17 protein-coding genes are annotated in these 16781 nt (G+C 65.2%); 13 read left to right on the top strand and 4 right to left on the bottom strand.

Annotated features, from left to right (window positions below):
• Positions 1–17 precede the first annotated feature (17 nt).
• Positions 18–995, bottom strand: a complete 978-nt coding sequence (locus tag IEX24_RS14915; protein ID WP_188679539.1) for an amidohydrolase family protein — start codon at positions 993–995, stop codon at positions 18–20.
• A 126-nt stretch (positions 996–1121) separates the two neighbouring features.
• Here IEX24_RS14915 and IEX24_RS14910 point away from each other — a divergent pair, with 126 nt between their 5' ends.
• From IEX24_RS14910 to IEX24_RS14895, 4 genes are all read left to right on the top strand, one after another.
• Positions 1122–2567, top strand: a complete 1446-nt coding sequence (locus IEX24_RS14910; protein WP_188679537.1) for a carboxylesterase/lipase family protein — start codon at positions 1122–1124, stop codon at positions 2565–2567.
• 70 nt (positions 2568–2637) lie between these two features.
• Positions 2638–4029, top strand: coding sequence for an MFS transporter (locus IEX24_RS14905; RefSeq protein WP_188679535.1), 1392 nt, complete (start codon positions 2638–2640; stop codon positions 4027–4029).
• A gap of 105 nt (positions 4030–4134) precedes the next feature.
• On the top strand, positions 4135–5157 hold the full coding sequence (gene ligD, locus IEX24_RS14900; protein WP_188679533.1) for a non-homologous end-joining DNA ligase: 1023 nt from the start codon (positions 4135–4137) through the stop codon (positions 5155–5157).
• A 285-nt stretch (positions 5158–5442) separates the two neighbouring features.
• A complete protein-coding gene (locus tag IEX24_RS14895; RefSeq protein WP_188679531.1) occupies positions 5443–6315 on the top strand; it encodes an aggregation-promoting factor C-terminal-like domain-containing protein in 873 nt (290 codons plus the stop codon).
• A 9-nt stretch (positions 6316–6324) separates the two neighbouring features.
• Here the strand turns inward: IEX24_RS14895 and IEX24_RS14890 are convergent, their stop codons facing one another.
• Positions 6325–7389: an ATP-dependent DNA ligase gene (locus IEX24_RS14890; RefSeq protein WP_188679529.1), complete on the bottom strand. Its 1065-nt coding sequence runs from the start codon at positions 7387–7389 to the stop codon at positions 6325–6327.
• 267 nt (positions 7390–7656) lie between these two features.
• Here IEX24_RS14890 and IEX24_RS14885 point away from each other — a divergent pair, with 267 nt between their 5' ends.
• The 8 genes from IEX24_RS14885 (at position 7657) to IEX24_RS14855 (ending at position 14741) form a co-directional block, all read left to right on the top strand.
• Complete coding sequence (locus tag IEX24_RS14885; RefSeq protein ID WP_188679527.1) at positions 7657–8064, top strand: hypothetical protein; 408 nt, start codon at positions 7657–7659, stop codon at positions 8062–8064.
• A 4-nt stretch (positions 8065–8068) separates the two neighbouring features.
• Positions 8069–8938 carry an LLM class F420-dependent oxidoreductase gene (locus IEX24_RS14880; protein ID WP_188679525.1) on the top strand — a complete coding sequence of 290 codons (870 nt, stop codon included), beginning with the start codon at positions 8069–8071 and terminating at the stop codon, positions 8936–8938.
• Between the two features lie 112 nt (positions 8939–9050).
• The gene (locus IEX24_RS14875; protein ID WP_188679523.1) at positions 9051–9212 is read left to right on the top strand and encodes a hypothetical protein; all 162 of its coding nucleotides are present in this window, start codon (positions 9051–9053) and stop codon (positions 9210–9212) included.
• Between the two features lie 47 nt (positions 9213–9259).
• Positions 9260–12430, top strand: coding sequence for a helix-turn-helix transcriptional regulator (locus IEX24_RS19950; protein WP_188679521.1), 3171 nt, complete (start codon positions 9260–9262; stop codon positions 12428–12430).
• A 130-nt stretch (positions 12431–12560) separates the two neighbouring features.
• Positions 12561–12689, top strand: coding sequence for a hypothetical protein (locus IEX24_RS19870; protein ID WP_268236264.1), 129 nt, complete (start codon positions 12561–12563; stop codon positions 12687–12689).
• 158 nt (positions 12690–12847) lie between these two features.
• Positions 12848–13324 carry a VOC family protein gene (locus IEX24_RS14865; protein WP_188679519.1) on the top strand — a complete coding sequence of 159 codons (477 nt, stop codon included), beginning with the start codon at positions 12848–12850 and terminating at the stop codon, positions 13322–13324.
• 9 nt (positions 13325–13333) lie between these two features.
• Positions 13334–13855, top strand: a complete 522-nt coding sequence (locus tag IEX24_RS14860) for a mycothiol transferase (RefSeq protein WP_188679517.1) — start codon at positions 13334–13336, stop codon at positions 13853–13855.
• Between the two features lie 67 nt (positions 13856–13922).
• Positions 13923–14741 (top strand): SDR family oxidoreductase, encoded by an 819-nt coding sequence (locus IEX24_RS14855; protein ID WP_188679515.1) that lies wholly within the window; start codon positions 13923–13925, stop codon positions 14739–14741.
• Positions 14742–14830: 89 nt separating this feature from the next.
• Here the strand turns inward: IEX24_RS14855 and IEX24_RS14850 are convergent, their stop codons facing one another.
• Positions 14831–15637, bottom strand: a complete 807-nt coding sequence (locus tag IEX24_RS14850) for a LysR family transcriptional regulator (protein WP_188679513.1) — start codon at positions 15635–15637, stop codon at positions 14831–14833.
• A 98-nt stretch (positions 15638–15735) separates the two neighbouring features.
• Here IEX24_RS14850 and IEX24_RS14845 point away from each other — a divergent pair, with 98 nt between their 5' ends.
• Positions 15736–16077 (top strand): hypothetical protein, encoded by a 342-nt coding sequence (locus IEX24_RS14845; RefSeq protein ID WP_188679511.1) that lies wholly within the window; start codon positions 15736–15738, stop codon positions 16075–16077.
• Positions 16078–16121: 44 nt separating this feature from the next.
• On the opposite strand, the gene IEX24_RS14840 is transcribed toward IEX24_RS14845, so the two are convergent.
• Positions 16122–16748 (bottom strand): TetR/AcrR family transcriptional regulator, encoded by a 627-nt coding sequence (locus IEX24_RS14840; protein ID WP_188679509.1) that lies wholly within the window; start codon positions 16746–16748, stop codon positions 16122–16124.
• Between the last annotated feature and the right edge of the window lie 33 nt (positions 16749–16781).

Raw genomic sequence — 16781 nt, 5'->3', positions numbered from 1 at the left:
GGCGCCCGGGTCGAAGTTCAGCTGTGGCGGAGGAGGCGCACGGCGTTCGCCGTGGTCAGCTCGCGCCAGTCGCCGCCGATACGCTCGCGCCACTGTTCATCGAGCGACGCGATCTGCTCAGCGACGAGCGCCGGCGGCGCGAAGCAGTGGTCGCTGCCGAAGAGCACGTGCGAGTCGCCGACGAGGTTCACGAGCGCCGAGGCTTGGGTGGGCATGGGCGTGCCGGCCAGGTCGTACCACAGGTCACGCAGTGTCTCAGACGCCACGCGCTTCGAACCTGCCGGGTACGGAGCGGCCGGCAGCATCCGCTTCTGAAACAGATCGACCCGGTCGGCGACGAGCGGCAGCATCGCGCCACAGTGCGGAACGACGAGCTGCAGACCGGGGTAGGTCTCGAAGGTGCCGTCGAGTGCCAGGGCAATGACACTGCGCGTGGAGTCGAAGAGAAACTCGATCATCGAGCGCGGTAGATCGAGCGAGGTCAGCTCCCACCCGGCCGGAGACTGCGGATGCATGAACACCGTCGCCCCGCGCGAGTCGAGTTCGCGCCACAGCTCTGCGTTCTGCGCGTTGTTCAGGTAGGCGCCTTGTGCGTTCGAACCCACGGCAACACCGACAGCACCCAGCTCATCAAGTCCTCTGATGGCCTCGGCGAGCGAAGCATCTACGGCAGGCAGCGGCAGGGTCGCGAAGAAATCGAAGCGATCAGGATGCTCCGCACAGACCTCGGCGGCGAAGTCGTTCACCCGAATTGCGAGTGCCGCGGCGCGGGCATCATCGCCGAAGTGCACGCCGGGCGACGAGATCGAGAGTACTGACGTCGTTATACCGTTCGCGTCCATGAGGCGCAGGTGATCATCCACACTCCAGCTCGGCCAGCCGGGGGTGCCGTCGGGTACGACGAGGCCGGCACCTACGGCCTCTTCGACGTACCAGGGCGGTAAGAAGTGGGCGTGAATGTCGATCAGAGCGGGTGAGTTCGGTGCGTGCGTCATTGCGGGCGTCCTTCGTCGGCGGATGAACCGATTCGTGTTAAATCGTTGGATTATCGAAAGTCTATTGACTTAGTGGCAATCAATGCAGTCTCATTAGTTCAGTACTCAACGAAGAGGGGTTTGTCTGTGAAGGTGAAAGACGACATCGTCGCTGTCTCGTCTGGCGAGATTCAGGGCGTGAGCGAGAACGGAATCAGCCGTTATCTCGGTGTTCCGTATGCCGCCGCGCCGGTAGGCGACCTGCGCTTTGCGCTACCGCAACCGCACCCGGGATGGTCGGGAGTGCGCGATGCCACTTCTTTCGGTGCCACGGCGCCGCAGGCTCGGTGGGCAGACAACATTCTCGATGACGTGTTTCCGACGGTCGTCGTGCCTGGTGACGAGTACCTCAATGTCAACGTGTGGACGCCGGACGGGGCATCCGCACTGCCCGTCATGGTCTGGGTGCACGGCGGGGCTCTCTCGCACGGCTCGATTGTGCTCGACAGCTACGACGGAACGACTTTCGCTCGCGACGGCGTCGTGTACGTGTCGATCAGCTACCGATTGGGCACGGAAGGCTTTTCGGTTCTCGATGGCGCTTCGAACAACCTCGGTCTCGCCGACGTCATCGCCGCAGCGCGATGGGTGAAGGCAGAGATTGGGGCATTTGGCGGCGACCCCGACAACATCACTCTGTTCGGAGAGTCGGGCGGGTCGATTCTGATCGGAAACATTCTCGCGCTGCCCGACGTGGCCGAGATCTGCACGCGCATGATCTTGGAGAGCGGGCTACCGCGGGCCGAGACAGTCGAACAGGGACGACAGATCACCGTCGAGACGGCGGCGGTGCTGGGCGTAGAGCCGACGCGTGACGCGTTCGCCGCATTCAGCCAGGCAGAACTGGTGAAAGCCCAAGAGGAGGTGACTGCTCAGCAGTCTCCGCTCACGGGTGGAGCTCACTTCACGATTGTGAACGATGGTCAGATCGTGCCGGATGACCCGTCGGCGTTGGTCGCCACGGGGCCTGCCACGGCGATTCCGATTCTGCTCGGTACCACAACCGAAGAGGCGAATCTCTGGGTTCTGACGACGCCGACGAAAGACATGACCGCCGAGCAACTCGACGAGACGCTCGTCAGGTATCGCATCAGCCCGGAGACGGCGGCCGTCTATCGCGCCAACCGACCGGATGCCTCGCCAGCCGTTCTGCTGAGCGCCATTCTCTCTGACCTGCTGATGCGACTCGGCACGAATCGGCTCGCAGACGCGCGGCTCGCCAACGGGGCGACCACGCACGTGTTCGAGTTCGCTTGGCCGAGCCCGGTTCACAATCTCGGCGCTGCCCATGCCACCGAGCTGGGTTTCGTCTTCGACCGACTGCTCTCTGACGACTTCGTTCGACTCACTGGAGCCGACGCTCCCCAACAGGTCGCCGACGACATGCATGCCGCCTGGATCGCTTTCGCCAAGACTGGTGACCCCGGCTGGCAGCGCTGGAACGAAACCCGACCGGTTTACACCTTCGACGCCCCGCGTTCGGGCGTGACATACGCCCCGCGCGACGATGAACGCTCTGCCTGGAATCACTGAGCACTACTGCACAACACAGCACAGCACCTCCCTTCTGCACCTGCCCTGCACGCCTGAGATTGGAATAACAATGACGTTAGAAAATTCCGAAAGCCTCCGAACAGACCCTGTTGAAACGCAGACCGTCGAAGGGGCTATCGACCGGATGCCCCGACTCGGTCTGTCGAAACTGGCGGTCTTCGGGCTCGTTGCCGCCTTCTGCCTGGGGCTCTACGAAAGCGCGATCGTGCCGATTGCGCTGCCGAGCATGACAGCCGGCTTGAGCACCACGGCGACTGCGCTGGCCTGGGCTATCTCGCTCAACCTGGTCGGATTCGCCATCGGCGCCTACGTGATCGGCTACTTCGCCGACCGCTTCGGTCGCCAGGTGGGCCTTCGGCTCACGTTCACCGTCGTCGGTGTCGGCAGCCTGCTCTCTGCGGTGGCGTGGGATGCCCCGTCGCTGACGGTGTTTCGCTTCATCGCGGGGTGCGGCATGGGTGCGGTCTTGTCGCTCATCACGGGCTACATCGGCGAGATGACGCCCAGCGCTCGCCGCGGGGCGACGATTGCCAAGATCAGCTTGGTCTCGACCGTGGTCATTGTGATCATCTCGCTGGCCGCAGTGCCGGTGATCGCGGCAGCACCCCTGCTCTCGTGGCGCATCCTCATCGGTCTCGGTGCGCTCTCACTGCTCTTGCTGCCATTCATCAACAACCGCGACATCGTCGAGTCGCCGCGTTGGCTGGTCGAACACAGTGGGCTCGAGCGGGCGACCGCGATTGTGCGCAAAATGGAATCTCGTGCGCGCGGCGTACTCACCCCCGATACGACACCCTTCGTCGAACCGGAACGGCTGCTCAAAGCGGGAACACAGACTCCGTTCGCCGATCTCTTTTCTTCGCGCATCCTCGTCGGGCGCCTCATCATCATCACCCTCGTGCTGTTCTTGTTCTACGTGGGCTTCTTCGGCATCAGCACGTATCTCGTGTTGTTCTTGCAGGGCGCAGGAATCGCCCCCGCAGAGGCGTTGAGCATCACAGCGATCTCGCGGGTGGCCAGCCTGGCGGCCGCTGTGTTCATCATCTTCGTGATCGACCGCATCGAGCGAAAGCTGATCATCGCCATCGGAACCGTGATGATCATCGTCGGCGTGATTCTCGTCGTGGCCGGCATCGGCTCGGCCGCAGCCATGGTGGGCGCCTGCCTGCTCTCGTTCGGCACCGGTAGCATCGCCCCCGCCGCGTACACGTACGTTGCCGAGATCTTCCCAACCCGGGTTCGGGGCACGGGTGCGTCGCTCGCCGACGGCTTCGGTCACCTCGGGGGAGCAGCCGCTCCCTTCATCATCCTGCCGATCCTCGTAGCCTTCGGCCCCATCGTCGCGGGTATCGCGGTGATGATCGTGATGGCGCTGGCGACCATACTCATCTCCTTCGGGGTGAAGACGAACAAGCGCTCCCTCGAAGAGATCTCCCTCTAAGGGCCCCGTGCACGTTGCGCAAATGCACCTCGCGGAACCGGTAGAGGTGCATTTGCGCAACCTCATGCTTGCCGAAGATAGAGACGTGCGGGGTAGGGTCTAGGCATGGCAAGCGAAGCGGTTGTGCTGACGGTGGAGGGGCCGAACGGCCCGCGCGATGTGCGGCTTTCGAGCCCGAGCCGCGTGCTCTGGGCCGACTCCGGCATCACGAAGCTCGACCTCGCGAAGTACATTGTGGCCGTGGGGGAGGCGTTCGTCGCGGCGAACGGCGACCGGCCGCTGTCGCTGCAGCGCTTTCCTGAAGGCATCGACGGTGAGCAGTTCTTCTCGAAGAATCCGCCGCGCGGTGCACCCGAGTATGTGCGGGCGGTGCCGGTCATCTACCCGAGTGCCCGGTCGCATCCGCAACTCGTCATCGACGAACCGGCGGCGGCCGTATGGGCCGTGCAGATGAACACCGTGGTGTTTCACCCGTGGCCTTCGCGCGCCGAGAACTCAGACAACCCCGACCAACTGCGCATCGACCTCGACCCGCAGCCAGGCACCGACTTCGACGACGCCATTCCGGCGGCGCTCGAGCTACGAAAAGTGCTGGCCGAGGTCGGGTTGGATGCCTTCATCAAGACCTCAGGCAACCGCGGCTTGCACGTGTTCGCACCCATCGAACCCATCCGCGAGTTTCTCGACGTGCGGCACGCTGTCATCGCCGCTGCCCGCGAGCTCGAGCGACGGATGCCCGAGAAAGTGACAACGGCGTGGTGGAAGGAAGAGCGGGGCAGTCGCATCTTCGTCGACTTCAATCAGGCGAACCGCGATCGCACCATGGCGGGAGCCTACAGCCCTCGGGCGCTCGCCCATGCGCCCGTGTCGACTCCGCTCGAGTGGGCTGAGCTCGAGAATGCCGACCCGACGGTGTTCACCATTCATACGGTGCCTGGGCGGTTGTCGAAGGTCGGCGATCCGTGGGCGACGATGAACGAGCATCCGGGCACCATCGACGCATTGCTCGCGTGGTGGGAGCGAGACCTCGCGAACGGGCTCGGCGAGCTGCCTTTTCCGCCTGACTACCCCAAAATGCCGGGCGAACCGCCGCGCGTGCAGCCGAGCAGGGCGCGCAAAGAGGCCTGACCTGACTGTCAAATGGCAACGTGGATGACCTTGCCAGACTCATTTGAGGTTTCGTTCAGAATCACGGGTTAGGGTTGACGCTTCGCTCGCCGCGCCCTGAGAGGCCCCGGGCGTCACGCCGGCGCTGATTTCGCGCCGAGCTTTCGACACCGACTGTCGTCTCCCGCGCCTCGCGCTTTCGCCTCCCGGCGAACGAGTGCGCACTGCCGCTAACGAACGGCACCCGCGGGTGAATCGCACGTGCGCGTACCTAGCGCGCACAGGTCGGCCTAGCACGAGGATCCAATGCACCGCGAGTCACCCGCCCAACCCGAAACCCGAAGCACAACTCAACCCGAGCGCACGATTCACCCCCGCCGCACATCGCGCGACCGGATGCCCGCCCGCCACTTCTTCGGCCAGAAAACCCTCTTCGCGACCGCCGTGGTCGCCACGAGCCTTCTCGTCGGCACCGGCTTCGTGGTGCAGGGCAACGTCAGCTCAGCCCAGCGCGCTGCCGAGACCCAGCAGACGCAGCAGCAACTCTCTGACACCGTGACCACGTCAGCTGTTGTCGCCAATGCGCAGAACACCCTCTCCCGCGCCGAGCGCGTTGTTCAGTCTGCCGCGACAAAGGTCGACACCACCCAGCTCAGCACCTCGGTTGCGTCGCTCGATCAGTACACGCAGCTCGACCCGCAGACCGTGAAGACCCTCACCGTTCAGACCGAGTTCCAGTCGCAGAACGTTCAGGCTGCCGCCGCGCAGGCTGACCGCCTCGCCGCTGAAGCCGCCGCTGCCGCAGCCGCGAAAGCCGCCGCCGATGCGGCTGCTGCAGCGCAGGCCGCCGCTGAGGCGCTCGCCGCCGGCAACACCGTCGACGGGGCGAAAGCCACCGCCGAGAACCTCGCTTCGTCGAAGTACGGCTGGGGTTCAGACCAGTTCTCGTGCCTCGTTTCGCTGTGGCAGAAAGAGTCGGGCTGGTCATACCAGGCGTACAACGACAGTGGGGCAACGGGCATCCCGCAGGCCCTGCCGGGCAGCAAGATGGCGTCGGTCGGCTCGGACTGGGCAACGAACGCCACCACGCAGATCACCTGGGGGCTTTCATACATCGCGTCGTCGTACGGAACCCCGTGCTCGGCGTGGTCGCATTCGCAATCGGTGAACTGGTACTAACGGCGGGGCTCAGACGAGTACACGGCTGAGGTCGTAGGCCGTCGGCAGGTCGAGTTGCTCGAACGTGCACGAGCGCGCCTCGCGGTCGGGCCGCCACCGGTCGAACTGCACGGTGTGCCTGAACCGCGACCCCTCCATCTGGTCGTAGCGCACCTCGACAACCTTCTCGGGTCGCAGCCGCACGAACGACACGTCTTTGCTGCCGGAGAATCGGCTGCGCTCGCCTTCGCCCTTCACCGGGTCGCCGTTCTCGTCGCGCAACACGAAGGGGTCGAGCTCGTCGATCAGTTCGAGGCGTCGGGCATCGCTGAACGCCGATGCGCCCCCGACGCTCTGCAGCTCGCCGTCGGCGTCGTACAGCCCGAGTAACAGCGAGCCGACGCCGTTGCCGCTGGCGTGCATCCGGTAGCCCGTAACAACGGCGTCAGCCGTGCGGTGGTGCTTCGTCTTCAGCATGATGCGCTTGTTCGGGGCGTACGGCGCGGCGAGCGGCTTGGCGACGACGCCGTCGAGCCCGGCGCCTTCGAATTCGGTGAGCCACTGGCGAGCGAGCTCTACGTCGGTGGTTCGCTGGCTGAGGTGAAGTGGATGCCCGACCCCCGCCATCAGCGTCTCCAACCGCTCGCGGCGCTCGCCGAACGGCACCTCGAGCAGGCTCTCGTCACCCGCACCGAGCAGGTCGAAGGCGACGAACATCGCGGGGGTCTCTTCGGCGAGCTTCTTCACTCGGCTCGCGGCGGGGTGGATGCGCTGGGTCAGCGAATCCCAGTCGAGCTTGGCGTGCCCGGCGGCACCCTTTTGCACCACGATCTCGCCGTCGAGCACGCAGGGGCCGGGCAACAGCGTGCTGAATGCCTCGACCAATTCGGGAAAGTACCGAGTGAGCATTTTCGAGCCGCGGCTGCCGATCTCCACCGAGCCGGGCCCCGAGGTGCCGTCGAAGTAGACGATGGCGCGAAATCCATCCCACTTCGGTTCGTAGCTGAGGCCGCCGGCAACCTTATCGGGCAGCGGAACAGTGTCGACCGATTTGGCGAGCATGGGCGCGATGGGGTCTGAGGCGGCGGGGAGCATGACTCGATCATGCCGCAGCGAGCCGGTTTCGCACAGCCTCTGACGGGCGAACGTGGAGGCGCTGTCGACCTGTGCCTCGTACAATCGATGAGGCGACCCGAACACCCGAAGGGCTCGTCGACGTGCGTGCGAGAGGTTTGAGAACGAATGGCTAGTGGTTTGGCAACAAAATGCCCGGTTTGCGGGCTCTCCGTTGCCGTGGGGCTCGTCTCTCAGACGCTCATCCAGCATGAGAACAAACTTCACGAACGGTGTAGCGGCACGGGCATGGCTCCCGTGTACAAGGCGTCGGCCGGCGCTCCCCGAACGAGTGCGGCCCCGCGTTCAGCTGAGGGCGGGTCGCCGTCTCGCAGCACGTCGAGTGCGCGCAGCAGCTCTGCCGCCCGCCCGGCCGCTGCCACCAGCCCCGCGGTCAAGCGCGGCGTGATGGTGCGCCGCGTCGAGGTAGATCAAGACCGGCTGCGCGAACGCGAAGAGAAGCAAGAGCGCCTTCGGCTCGAGCGTGAGGCGCGTGCCCGTGCGCGCAACGAGTTCTATGAGGTCGAGGTGAGCGTCGCGATCGACGACGCCGTCGCCGCCGCCTCCGAGTCCGGCGAAGCCGATGAACCCGACGATCTCGACCCCGCCGCGATAGCTCGGCTCGAGCACGAACGCACTGACACAGACGTACAGTGAAGGCATGAGACTCGGCATCCACTTCTCGAACTTCACCCTTCCCGGCGGCGCGGAGGCTCTCGGCCCGACTCTTGCCGCGACAGCCGAGGCCGCTGAAGCGGGTGGATGCTCGCTCTTCACCCTGATGGACCATTGGTTTCAGATGGAGAGCCTCGCAACCTCGTACGACCCGATGCTCGAGGGGTACACCTCGCTCGGGTACCTCGCCGCAAAGACCTCCACCATGCGGCTCGGCTTGCTCGTCACCGGAGTCACCTACCGCCACCCCGGCCTGCTGGCGAAGATTGTCACCACGCTCGACGTGCTCTCTGAGGGTCGCGCGGTACTCGGGCTCGGTGCTGCCTGGTACGAACGGGAGCACCTGGGCCTCGGCGTGCCATACCCGCCCCTCGCCGAACGATTCGCACGGCTCGAAGAGACCATTCAGATCTGCCGGCAGATGTGGAGCACCGACGACGGTTCGTATGACGGTCAGTATTACCAGCTCGCCGAAACCATCTGTTCTCCGCAGCCGATTCAGAAGCCGGGGCCGCCTCTGCTCATCGGCGGTAGCGGGGAGAAGAAGACGCTGAAGCTGGTGGCGCAGTATGCAGACGCCTGCAACCTCTTCGATTTCGGCCTGGAGGGCGTCGCCGCCAAGCTCGACGTACTGAAGCGGCACTGCGACGACGTGGGGCGTGACTACTCGACCATCGAGAAGACTCTCATTGTGAACAATTCCCGATTCGACGACGTGGAGGCATTCTTGGCGTCGATGAAGGAGTACTCAGCGCTCGGTATCGACCTCGTTACGACGAGTCCGAGGGCACCCGACCCTGCTGGCTGGGTGACCGAGGTGACGGCAGCCGTCGTACCGCGGTTGACCGAGCTGTGACAGCACAAGGCCGCGGGCCAGCCGAAGAATAAGGCATCTTCCCCATGCCTCTCGGGTGCCTTAGAGCGAATCGTCATGGTTATCGAACAACCAGACGAAAAGAGCAGGCATCGTGCAATATTCGGCAGAGTCGTACCTTCAGCTTCACCACATGAGCGAGGCTGAGTTCACCCGTGAACTCGAGATTCGTCGCGTCGCTCGCGACCGCATCGACGAGAAACGTGGCACGCAGCACACTATCGGTGGGGGCCGTCACTTCTTTCGCCGCGGCTGAACCTCGCTCGGGTGACGAATGTCAGTGGCTGGTGGCAGCATGAGGGTATGCAATCAGTTTCGAGCGAGCTGCTCGTCGGTCGTGAAAGCGACCTCGAGCTGCTCGTGAGCGCGCTCGGCGAAGCTCTGGGCGGCCAGACGCGTACTGTGCTGCTCGGCGGCGAGGCCGGCATCGGCAAGACGCGACTGGTTGATGAGTTTCTGCGTCGGCCGCTTGCCCTCGAGAGTGGCGCGCTCGTTCTGCGCGGGCAGAGCATCGACCTCGATCGGGATGCTCCGCCGTACGCACCGGTCGTGTCGGTTCTTCGCGGTCTGGTGGCCGCCGTCGGCGCCGAAACGGCGCTCGAGGCCGCCGGCCCGGCTCGGGATGCACTCGCGGTACTGCTGCCCGAGCTGAGCGCTGAACAAGGCGCAGACGTCGATCGCTCACGCCGCGAGGGCGCCGAGCGGTTGTTCGATGCCGTGGCGGGGGTGTTCGAGGGCGTTGCGGGCGAGCATCCACTCGTCGTCATCATCGAAGACGTGCACTGGGCAGACCATGCCACGCTCGCCCTGCTGCGCTTTCTCGTGCGAATGCTCGACGGAGCGCGGGTGCTCTTCGTGTTCACCTTTCGAAGCGACGAGGTGGGGCGCGGCAGTGCGCTGCGGGCGTGGTTGCCCGAGCTCGACCGAAACCGCCGGGTCGAGCGCAGGGAGCTGCCGCGCCTGAGTCGGCGTGAAGTTCGGGCGCTGGCGACGTGCATCCACGGTTCGGCGCTCGATGTGCGAGATACCGACATCATCTTCGAGCGAACCGAGGGAGTGCCGTTCTTCGTCGAAGAGCTGGTCGGCTGCGAGACGTTCGTGGGGGCTGACAGCTTTCCTGAGACCTTACGCGGCATTCTGCTCGCCAGGTATGAGCTGCTGAGCGATCACGCGCAGGGGCTCGTGCGGCTCATTTCGGCCGGGGGAGTGCGGGTCGATCACGAGCTTCTGGCCGAGGTGTGCCCGCACACCGCCGACGAGATCGACCTCGCGGTACGTGAAGCTATGGCAGCCGGGGTGCTGGTGGTCGACGATACGGCGTACGCGTTTCGGCACGCGCTCGTGCGCGAGGCCGTGCACGACCAACTACTGCCCGGCGAGCGGGTACGTTTTCACACCACGTACGCCGAGGCGCTCGAGTCGGGTCAGACGGCGTCGTCGAGTGATGCCACGGCCATTTCGTACCACTGGATGATCGCGCACAACTCAGCTCGGGCGTTCGCCTCGTCGATCGCCGCCATGGGGCAGGCGCGCAATTCATACGCGTTTCTGACGGCGGCTCGCATGGGCGAACGCGCGCTCGAACTCTGGAACGAGGTCGCCGACCCCGAACGTGTCGCCGGCCAGACGCGGGTGCAGTTGCTCGCCGAGACGTCGTACATTCTGCGCAACGCCGGTGAGAGCGAGCGGGCGATCGCGCTCATCGACGAGGCACTGAACGAGGTGCAGGCGAGCGAGAGCGGCCCGAGCGGTCATGCCGAGCAGTACGCGCGCATGCTGCGCGACAAAGCGTCATACCTGGCAAATGTCGGTCACGTGGGGTCGATCGCTTTGTTGCGCCAGGCGCTCGACGTGATTCACCTCAGGCCGCGAAGCGTGCTGCGGGCTAACATTCTGGGCGAGCTGGCTGCACGACTCATGCTCGATGCCCGGTTCGCCGAAGCCATCGAGACGGCTGACCGCGCTTTCGCCGAAGCGTCAGCGGTCGATTCTAAGCCGCGCATGTCGGTTGCCGCGAACATTCGGGGCATCTCGAAGTTCGGGTTCGGCGACATCGACGACGGTCTGGCCGACCTTGCGCTGGCCGGTCGGCTGGCCGAGGGCAACGACTCCGCCAGGCTGCGGTACTGGGTTAATCAGTCTGACGCACTGAACCTGCTCGGGCGATTCGGCGACGCGGTCGCGACGGCCGAAGAGGGGGCCGAGCGGGCACGCCAGCGCGGAGTGGAACGCACCTCGGGAATCATGCTGCTCTCGAACGTCATCAGCCCGTTGTTCTCGCTGGGTGAGACGGCCCGGGCGAACGAAATGCTCGAACGAGCGCTCGACCTCGACCCGCCCATCGGCTTCAGCGCGCACCTTCAGCGTTTGAAGCTGCAGTCGGTGCTGGCCGGCGGAGACGTGGCCGAGGCCGAACGCTTGCTGCGCGGCTGGCGCTCAGGCCTGCGGTTGCAGTTGCGCATCGACGTGCAATCGCGGCTCGGGTTCGCCCTTGTCGCGGGAGAGATCGCGTTGGCGCGCGGCGACGTGCGGCAGGCCTGGGCCGAGGTCTCTGCCCTGCTCGCGGCCGAGCATCGAAGTTACCCCGCCTACGATCTTCCGCTGCTTCAGGCCGCGGCACGCACGCTCGCCGCGGCGCGCGTCACCGGGTTGCAGTTGCCGTCGCTCGAAGAGTCGACGCGGGGTCCCGGCGGCGCGGGTGCCCCGACGGGGCACCCCGGCGCAGCTGATCCGTCGGGGCCCGGCTTCGCGGCCGACCCCACGGGGCCCGGTTTAGTCGCCGACCCCACGGCACCCGGCGGTGAACTCGAGACCGCACTTCGGGCTGTGCTGGCCGACTCGGCCGCGTGGCCGACGGCCGCCCCGTTTGCGGCCGTTTTCGAGGCCGAACTCGGTGGGCCTCGCGGCACGGGCACCGACGCCGAGCTGTGGATGCTCGCGGTGACCGCCTGCGAAACACCCACGACCGGCGCACGACTGGCGCAGTGGGCGATGGTTCGTGCGGCCGAGGCGTTCGCGAACGGAGGAGACCGGGCATCCGCCCGGCTGTGGGCTCAGAAGGCCCGAGTGGCGGCGAGCTCGATCGGTTTCGTGTGGGTGGTCGACCGTGTGGTCGAGCTCGAACGGCGGGTCGGTGCCATTGCGGCTTCCGCCGCTTCGGCGACCTCGGCGGCGGCTGGCGGCAGCGGCAGTCTAGGCCGGACTGGCAGCGGTAGCAACGGCACCGGCAGCGGCGCCGCCGCGCCCGCGCCGGCCGACGGCGGTTCTGCAGCAGCCCTGCTCACCGACCGCGAACGCCAGGTGCTCGACCTGCTCGAGCGCGGGTTGACCAACAAGCAGATCGCCGAGCAGCTGTTCATCAGCGTGAAGACCGCAAGCGTGCATGTGTCGAACATCCTGCGAAAAACGGGCGCGACATCACGAACAGAAGCCGCCTATCTAGCGCGGAGTTTCGCTGCGAGTTCGTCGCCTTAGCACCGCGGCGAGGGCAGCGTTCGCCGGGTGCTGAAGATAGGGCATCCACCTCATTCGGCCCCCCGGCTTAGAGACGAGAGTCGTGTTCACCGACGCAGTTCGGGTCACGATCTCACTCAGGAGGCTCCGGATGTTCTTTCTCATCATTCTCGCCGTGCTCGCTCTCGTTGCCATCGGCGCGACCATTCTCCAGGTGCGCTCGGGCGGGTATAGCTCGGTTGCTACGCGACCCGGCACGCTGCCCGACGACCGTCGCTGAGCCCCGTCAGTCGCTGCCGTGCCGGGTCGCCGCGGAGCCGCCGTCGGGCCTCACCCCGCGGTGGCGGCGCGCCCCGGCACAGCATCACCAGCACCCCTGGCGTCGCTGACCAACGCTCATTACGCTTGAGCGCAGGCACGCACACGAAGGAGTCGTCGATGCAAGCGATCAGCCCATTTCTCTGGTTCGACACACAAGCTGAAGAGGCCGCTGAGTTCTACGTGTCGATCTTCGACAACTCGCGCATCCAGTCGGTCTCCCGCTACCCCGAAGGCTCGCCGTACCCGGCCGGCACAGCCATGGTGGCGAGCTTCGTGCTCGACGGAGTCGAATTTCAGGCCATCAACGCCGGCCCCCAGTTCACGTTCAGCGAGGCGATTTCGTTCTATGTGCACGCCGAGACGCAGGAGAAGATCGACTACCTGTGGAACTCGCTCATCTCAGGCGGCGGCGCGCCGAGTCAGTGCGGCTGGCTGAAAGACAAGTTCGGGCTGTCGTGGCAGATCGTTCCGCCGGTTCTGACCGAGATGCTCACCGACCTAGACCCCGAGAAGGCGGGCCGCACGATGCAGGCCATGATGACCATGTCGAAGCTCGACATCGCCACGCTCAAGGCAGCGCACGACGGAGCTTAGGCTGGAGGCATGACCTCAGCAGTAGACGTACTCACCGACACCTTCGACCGCGTGAACGGCATGGTTCACCGCGTGCTCGATGGCCTCGAACCCGAGCAGCTCTCGGCCCGGCTCGACCCCGAAGCGAACTCGATCGCCTGGTTGATCTGGCACTTGTCGCGGGGTCAGGATGCTCAGGTCGCCGCCGCGCTGAACACCGAGCAACTCTGGCAGAGCGCAGGGTGGGCCGAGCGGTTCGCTCTGCCGTTCGACACCTCTGAGACCGGTCACGGCCAGGCGGCCGACCAGGTGGGCCACGTCGGCGAGGCGCCCGCGGTGACGACGCAATTACTCGGCGACTACTTCGATGCGGTCAACGAAAGCACCCTGGCCGGTATCGCCACCCTGAGCGAAAGCGACCTCGACCGAATCGTCGACACGCGCTGGAACCCGCCCGTCACCCTCGCCGCACGCTTGATCAGCATTGTCAACGACGACATTCAGCATGCGGGGCAGGCTGCCTTCGTCAAGGGCGTTCTCAGCCGCCGGTAGGCAAGCGTAGCCTGGAAGAACGGCGCCAAACGTGGCGCCGTATTCTTCGCTTTCGAAAGGCACGTTCATGAAGGTGTGGTTCATCACAGGTACGTCACGCGGGTTCGGCAGGGAATGGGCTGAGGCTGCGCTCGAGCGCGGCGACAAGGTTGCGGCGACGGCGCGGAACGTCGACTCGCTGTCTGACCTCGTCGAGAAGTACGGCGACGCCATTCTGCCGATCGAGCTTGACGTCACCGATCACGATGCTGCCTTCGCCGCGGTCGCGACCGCGCACGAGAAGTTCGGCCGTCTCGACATTGTCATCAACAACGCGGGTTACGGCCACTTCGGTTTCATCGAAGAGATCAGTGAAGAAGATGCGCGCGCGCAGATCGAAACGAACCTGTTCGGTGCTCTGTGGGTGACGCAGGCTGCTCTGCCGTTTTTGCGCGAGCAGGGCGGCGGGCACATCCTTCAGGTCTCGTCGATCGGCGGCATCTCAGCGTTTCCGCTCGTCGGCATCTATCACGCGTCGAAGTGGGCGCTCGAAGGGTTCTCGCAAGCACTCGCTCAAGAGGTCGCGAGCTTCGGCATCCATGTCACCCTCATCGAGCCCGGCGGGTTCGACACCGACTGGAGCGGCTCGTCATCGAAGCACTCTGACGAGCTGCCGGCCTACGCCGAGATTCACAAGGGTGTGGCCGAAGCCCGCAAGAGCCGCGTCGGCACACCAGGCGACCCCGCCGCAACTGCGGCAGTGGTGCTGAAACTCGTCGACCTCGACGAACCGCCGCTGCGCATCTTCTTCGGCACCGCCCCCATCAACATCGCCAAGGCCGACTACGCCGGGCGCATCGAGACGTGGGAGAAGTACAGCGACTGGTCAGCCGAGGCCCAAGGCTGACCCCTGGTCGCGTATCGATTTGACGCAAAGGCCCTCTCTGGAGATTTTTGAGGTGCCTTTGCGTCAAATCGGCACCATTCTGCTGGGCGTCAGGTGGCGAGGAGCTCGGCAGCGGTATGGAGAAACGCACGCAGGTGCGGTTGACGGCGGCTGCTGAGCACCGCGAGGCAGAGCTCGTGAGGGGGAGCGTCGGCGAGCGGAACACGGGCGAGCGCGTCTGAATGGTAGTACGCGCCCACGCTCTCGGGCAGCACGGCGAGGCCGTGGCCGGCCGCAACGAGCTCGAGTTTCTCTTCGATGGAGCTGGTGTGGCGGCGCTCGCCGTCGAGAATCTTCTCGCCGTCGAGTTCAGCCTGCAGTACTGTCTTCTGGCTCGCCAATCGGTGGGTAGCGGGCAGAAAGACGACCGAGGTCTCGGCTCCCACGGCTATGGTGCGCAGGCCGCGATCTTCGAACGGACGTCGCAGAAATCCCACGTCGACCGTGCCGTCGAGCAACGCTTCGCCTTGCTCGAACCAGTTCAGTCGAACCAATTCGATGGCGCAGTCGGGATGCTCGGATTCGAATGCGTGCACAACGGGCGCCACGCTCAGCCCCGGCGCAAAGCCCACCGCAAGGTGTTTCGCGCCGCGGGCGGCTTCGTGCACCCCGCGAACCGTCGAATTCGAGGCGGCCAACAGCGAAGGTGCCGTTCGCTGCAGGTGCAGGCCAGACGGCGTGAGGCTCACCGAACGAGTGGTGCGTTCGAAGAGGTCGCAGCCGAGCTCGACCTCGAGTGCGCGAATCTGGCGACTGAGCACGGGCTGGGCGATGTGCAGGCGCTCGGCGGCGCGGCCGAAGTGGCCCTCTTCGGCCACGCGCACGAAGTAGCGCAGCTTACGCAGATCAAGATCCATACCTCGAGGGTATCACTCGTAATCCTCATTGATGTCTGATGGGCATCAATTCTCAGCAAAGGGTATTGGACGCGCGGGTAGCAGTGGACGCAGGCTTGATGCTGTTCCCAACGAAAGGCACCACCATGATTCAGCACACCATTGTGTTCTCGTTCACCGATCGCCAGGCCGAAGAGCAAGACGCATTCATCGCCGAGATTCGCAGCATCTGCCTCGACTCCGGACTCGCAACCGACTTCGTCTCCACCCGCCACATCGCCGCCCCCACCGATGAATATGCTCGCGTATTCGTATCGTCGGCGATGGTGCGGATGACCTGCGAAAGCCTTAAAACCCTCGAGCAGCTCGCCGTCTCAGCGCCGTTGCTCGGTTTTCAGCACCGTGAACAAGACCGCAAGCCGTACGGAGTTGTGTGGATCAACCACGCGCCCCTTGCCTGAGAGCGCGCCGTCGTCGTGGGCGGCTCGCTCGTCGTCGTGCGGCTTCAGCCGAGAAGTAAGCCGATGGCGGTGGCCATGCGTTCGCGGTAGTGCTCACGTAGGGTGACTTGGTGTTTGATGCCGATTGAGGCGCTGATCAGGGTTTGCGCGATGTGGGTGACGCGAGTCGAGTGCTCGCCGTCGAGATGCGCCGCAAGTTCCGCCGTGATGAGTGCTTCGAAACGCCGCGGGGTAGTTTCGACGATCTCGCCCAGCAGGGCGGGGTTCTCGTCGATGACCACCGTGATGTCGCCGGTCAGAGGCCCGATGTAGCGGCCTGCCCAGAGGTCGAAGGCCTCGAGCATCCGCTCTCGAAGAGGCCTTTCGCGTTCGGCGAGTGTGTGCTCGACGGCCTCGAGGTCGCGTTCGAGGGTTTGGGTCACCGCGGCGCGGAAGAGGGCTTCTTTCGAGTCGAAGAGAAAGTACAGGCCCGGGCGCGAGATGTGCGCCGAGCGGGCGACCTCCTCCATGGCGGTCTTGCGGTAGCCGAACCGGGCGAAGGTGACGATGGCAGACTCGAGCACGGCCGCGCGACGGCCGGTGTCGGCGGCCGCGTCTGCCGCCGCGCCGACGGCCGACTCTACGGCCGAGCCGGCGGCATGCACCGCCGCGCTCGGATCAGAAACACTCATGCCGCCAGCATAAAGCCTAGAGTATCTACTATA

The organism is Subtercola lobariae (genome assembly GCF_014640255.1).
GTDB classification, from domain to species: Bacteria; Actinomycetota; Actinomycetes; order Actinomycetales; family Microbacteriaceae; genus Subtercola; species Subtercola lobariae.
The sequence above is the reverse complement of the archived record's forward strand: the minus strand, read 5'-3'. Positions and strand labels throughout refer to the sequence as shown.

Coding starts and splice junctions, on each gene's coding strand:
- IEX24_RS14895 (WP_188679531.1), top strand. CDS start 5,443: ATGCACCGCGAGTCACCCGCCCAACCCGAAACCCGAAGCACAACTCAA.
- ligD (WP_188679533.1), top strand. CDS start 4,135: ATGGCAAGCGAAGCGGTTGTGCTGACGGTGGAGGGGCCGAACGGCCCG.
- IEX24_RS14915 (WP_188679539.1), bottom strand. CDS start 995: ATGACGCACGCACCGAACTCACCCGCTCTGATCGACATTCACGCCCAC.
- IEX24_RS14885 (WP_188679527.1), top strand. CDS start 7,657: ATGGCTCCCGTGTACAAGGCGTCGGCCGGCGCTCCCCGAACGAGTGCG.
- IEX24_RS14860 (WP_188679517.1), top strand. CDS start 13,334: ATGACCTCAGCAGTAGACGTACTCACCGACACCTTCGACCGCGTGAAC.
- IEX24_RS14890 (WP_188679529.1), bottom strand. CDS start 7,389: ATGCTCCCCGCCGCCTCAGACCCCATCGCGCCCATGCTCGCCAAATCG.
- IEX24_RS14845 (WP_188679511.1), top strand. CDS start 15,736: ATGCTGTTCCCAACGAAAGGCACCACCATGATTCAGCACACCATTGTG.
- IEX24_RS14855 (WP_188679515.1), top strand. CDS start 13,923: ATGAAGGTGTGGTTCATCACAGGTACGTCACGCGGGTTCGGCAGGGAA.
- IEX24_RS14880 (WP_188679525.1), top strand. CDS start 8,069: ATGAGACTCGGCATCCACTTCTCGAACTTCACCCTTCCCGGCGGCGCG.
- IEX24_RS14865 (WP_188679519.1), top strand. CDS start 12,848: ATGCAAGCGATCAGCCCATTTCTCTGGTTCGACACACAAGCTGAAGAG.
- IEX24_RS14905 (WP_188679535.1), top strand. CDS start 2,638: ATGACGTTAGAAAATTCCGAAAGCCTCCGAACAGACCCTGTTGAAACG.
- IEX24_RS14840 (WP_188679509.1), bottom strand. CDS start 16,748: ATGAGTGTTTCTGATCCGAGCGCGGCGGTGCATGCCGCCGGCTCGGCC.
- IEX24_RS19870 (WP_268236264.1), top strand. CDS start 12,561: ATGTTCTTTCTCATCATTCTCGCCGTGCTCGCTCTCGTTGCCATCGGC.
- IEX24_RS14850 (WP_188679513.1), bottom strand. CDS start 15,637: ATGGATCTTGATCTGCGTAAGCTGCGCTACTTCGTGCGCGTGGCCGAA.
- IEX24_RS19950 (WP_188679521.1), top strand. CDS start 9,260: ATGCAATCAGTTTCGAGCGAGCTGCTCGTCGGTCGTGAAAGCGACCTC.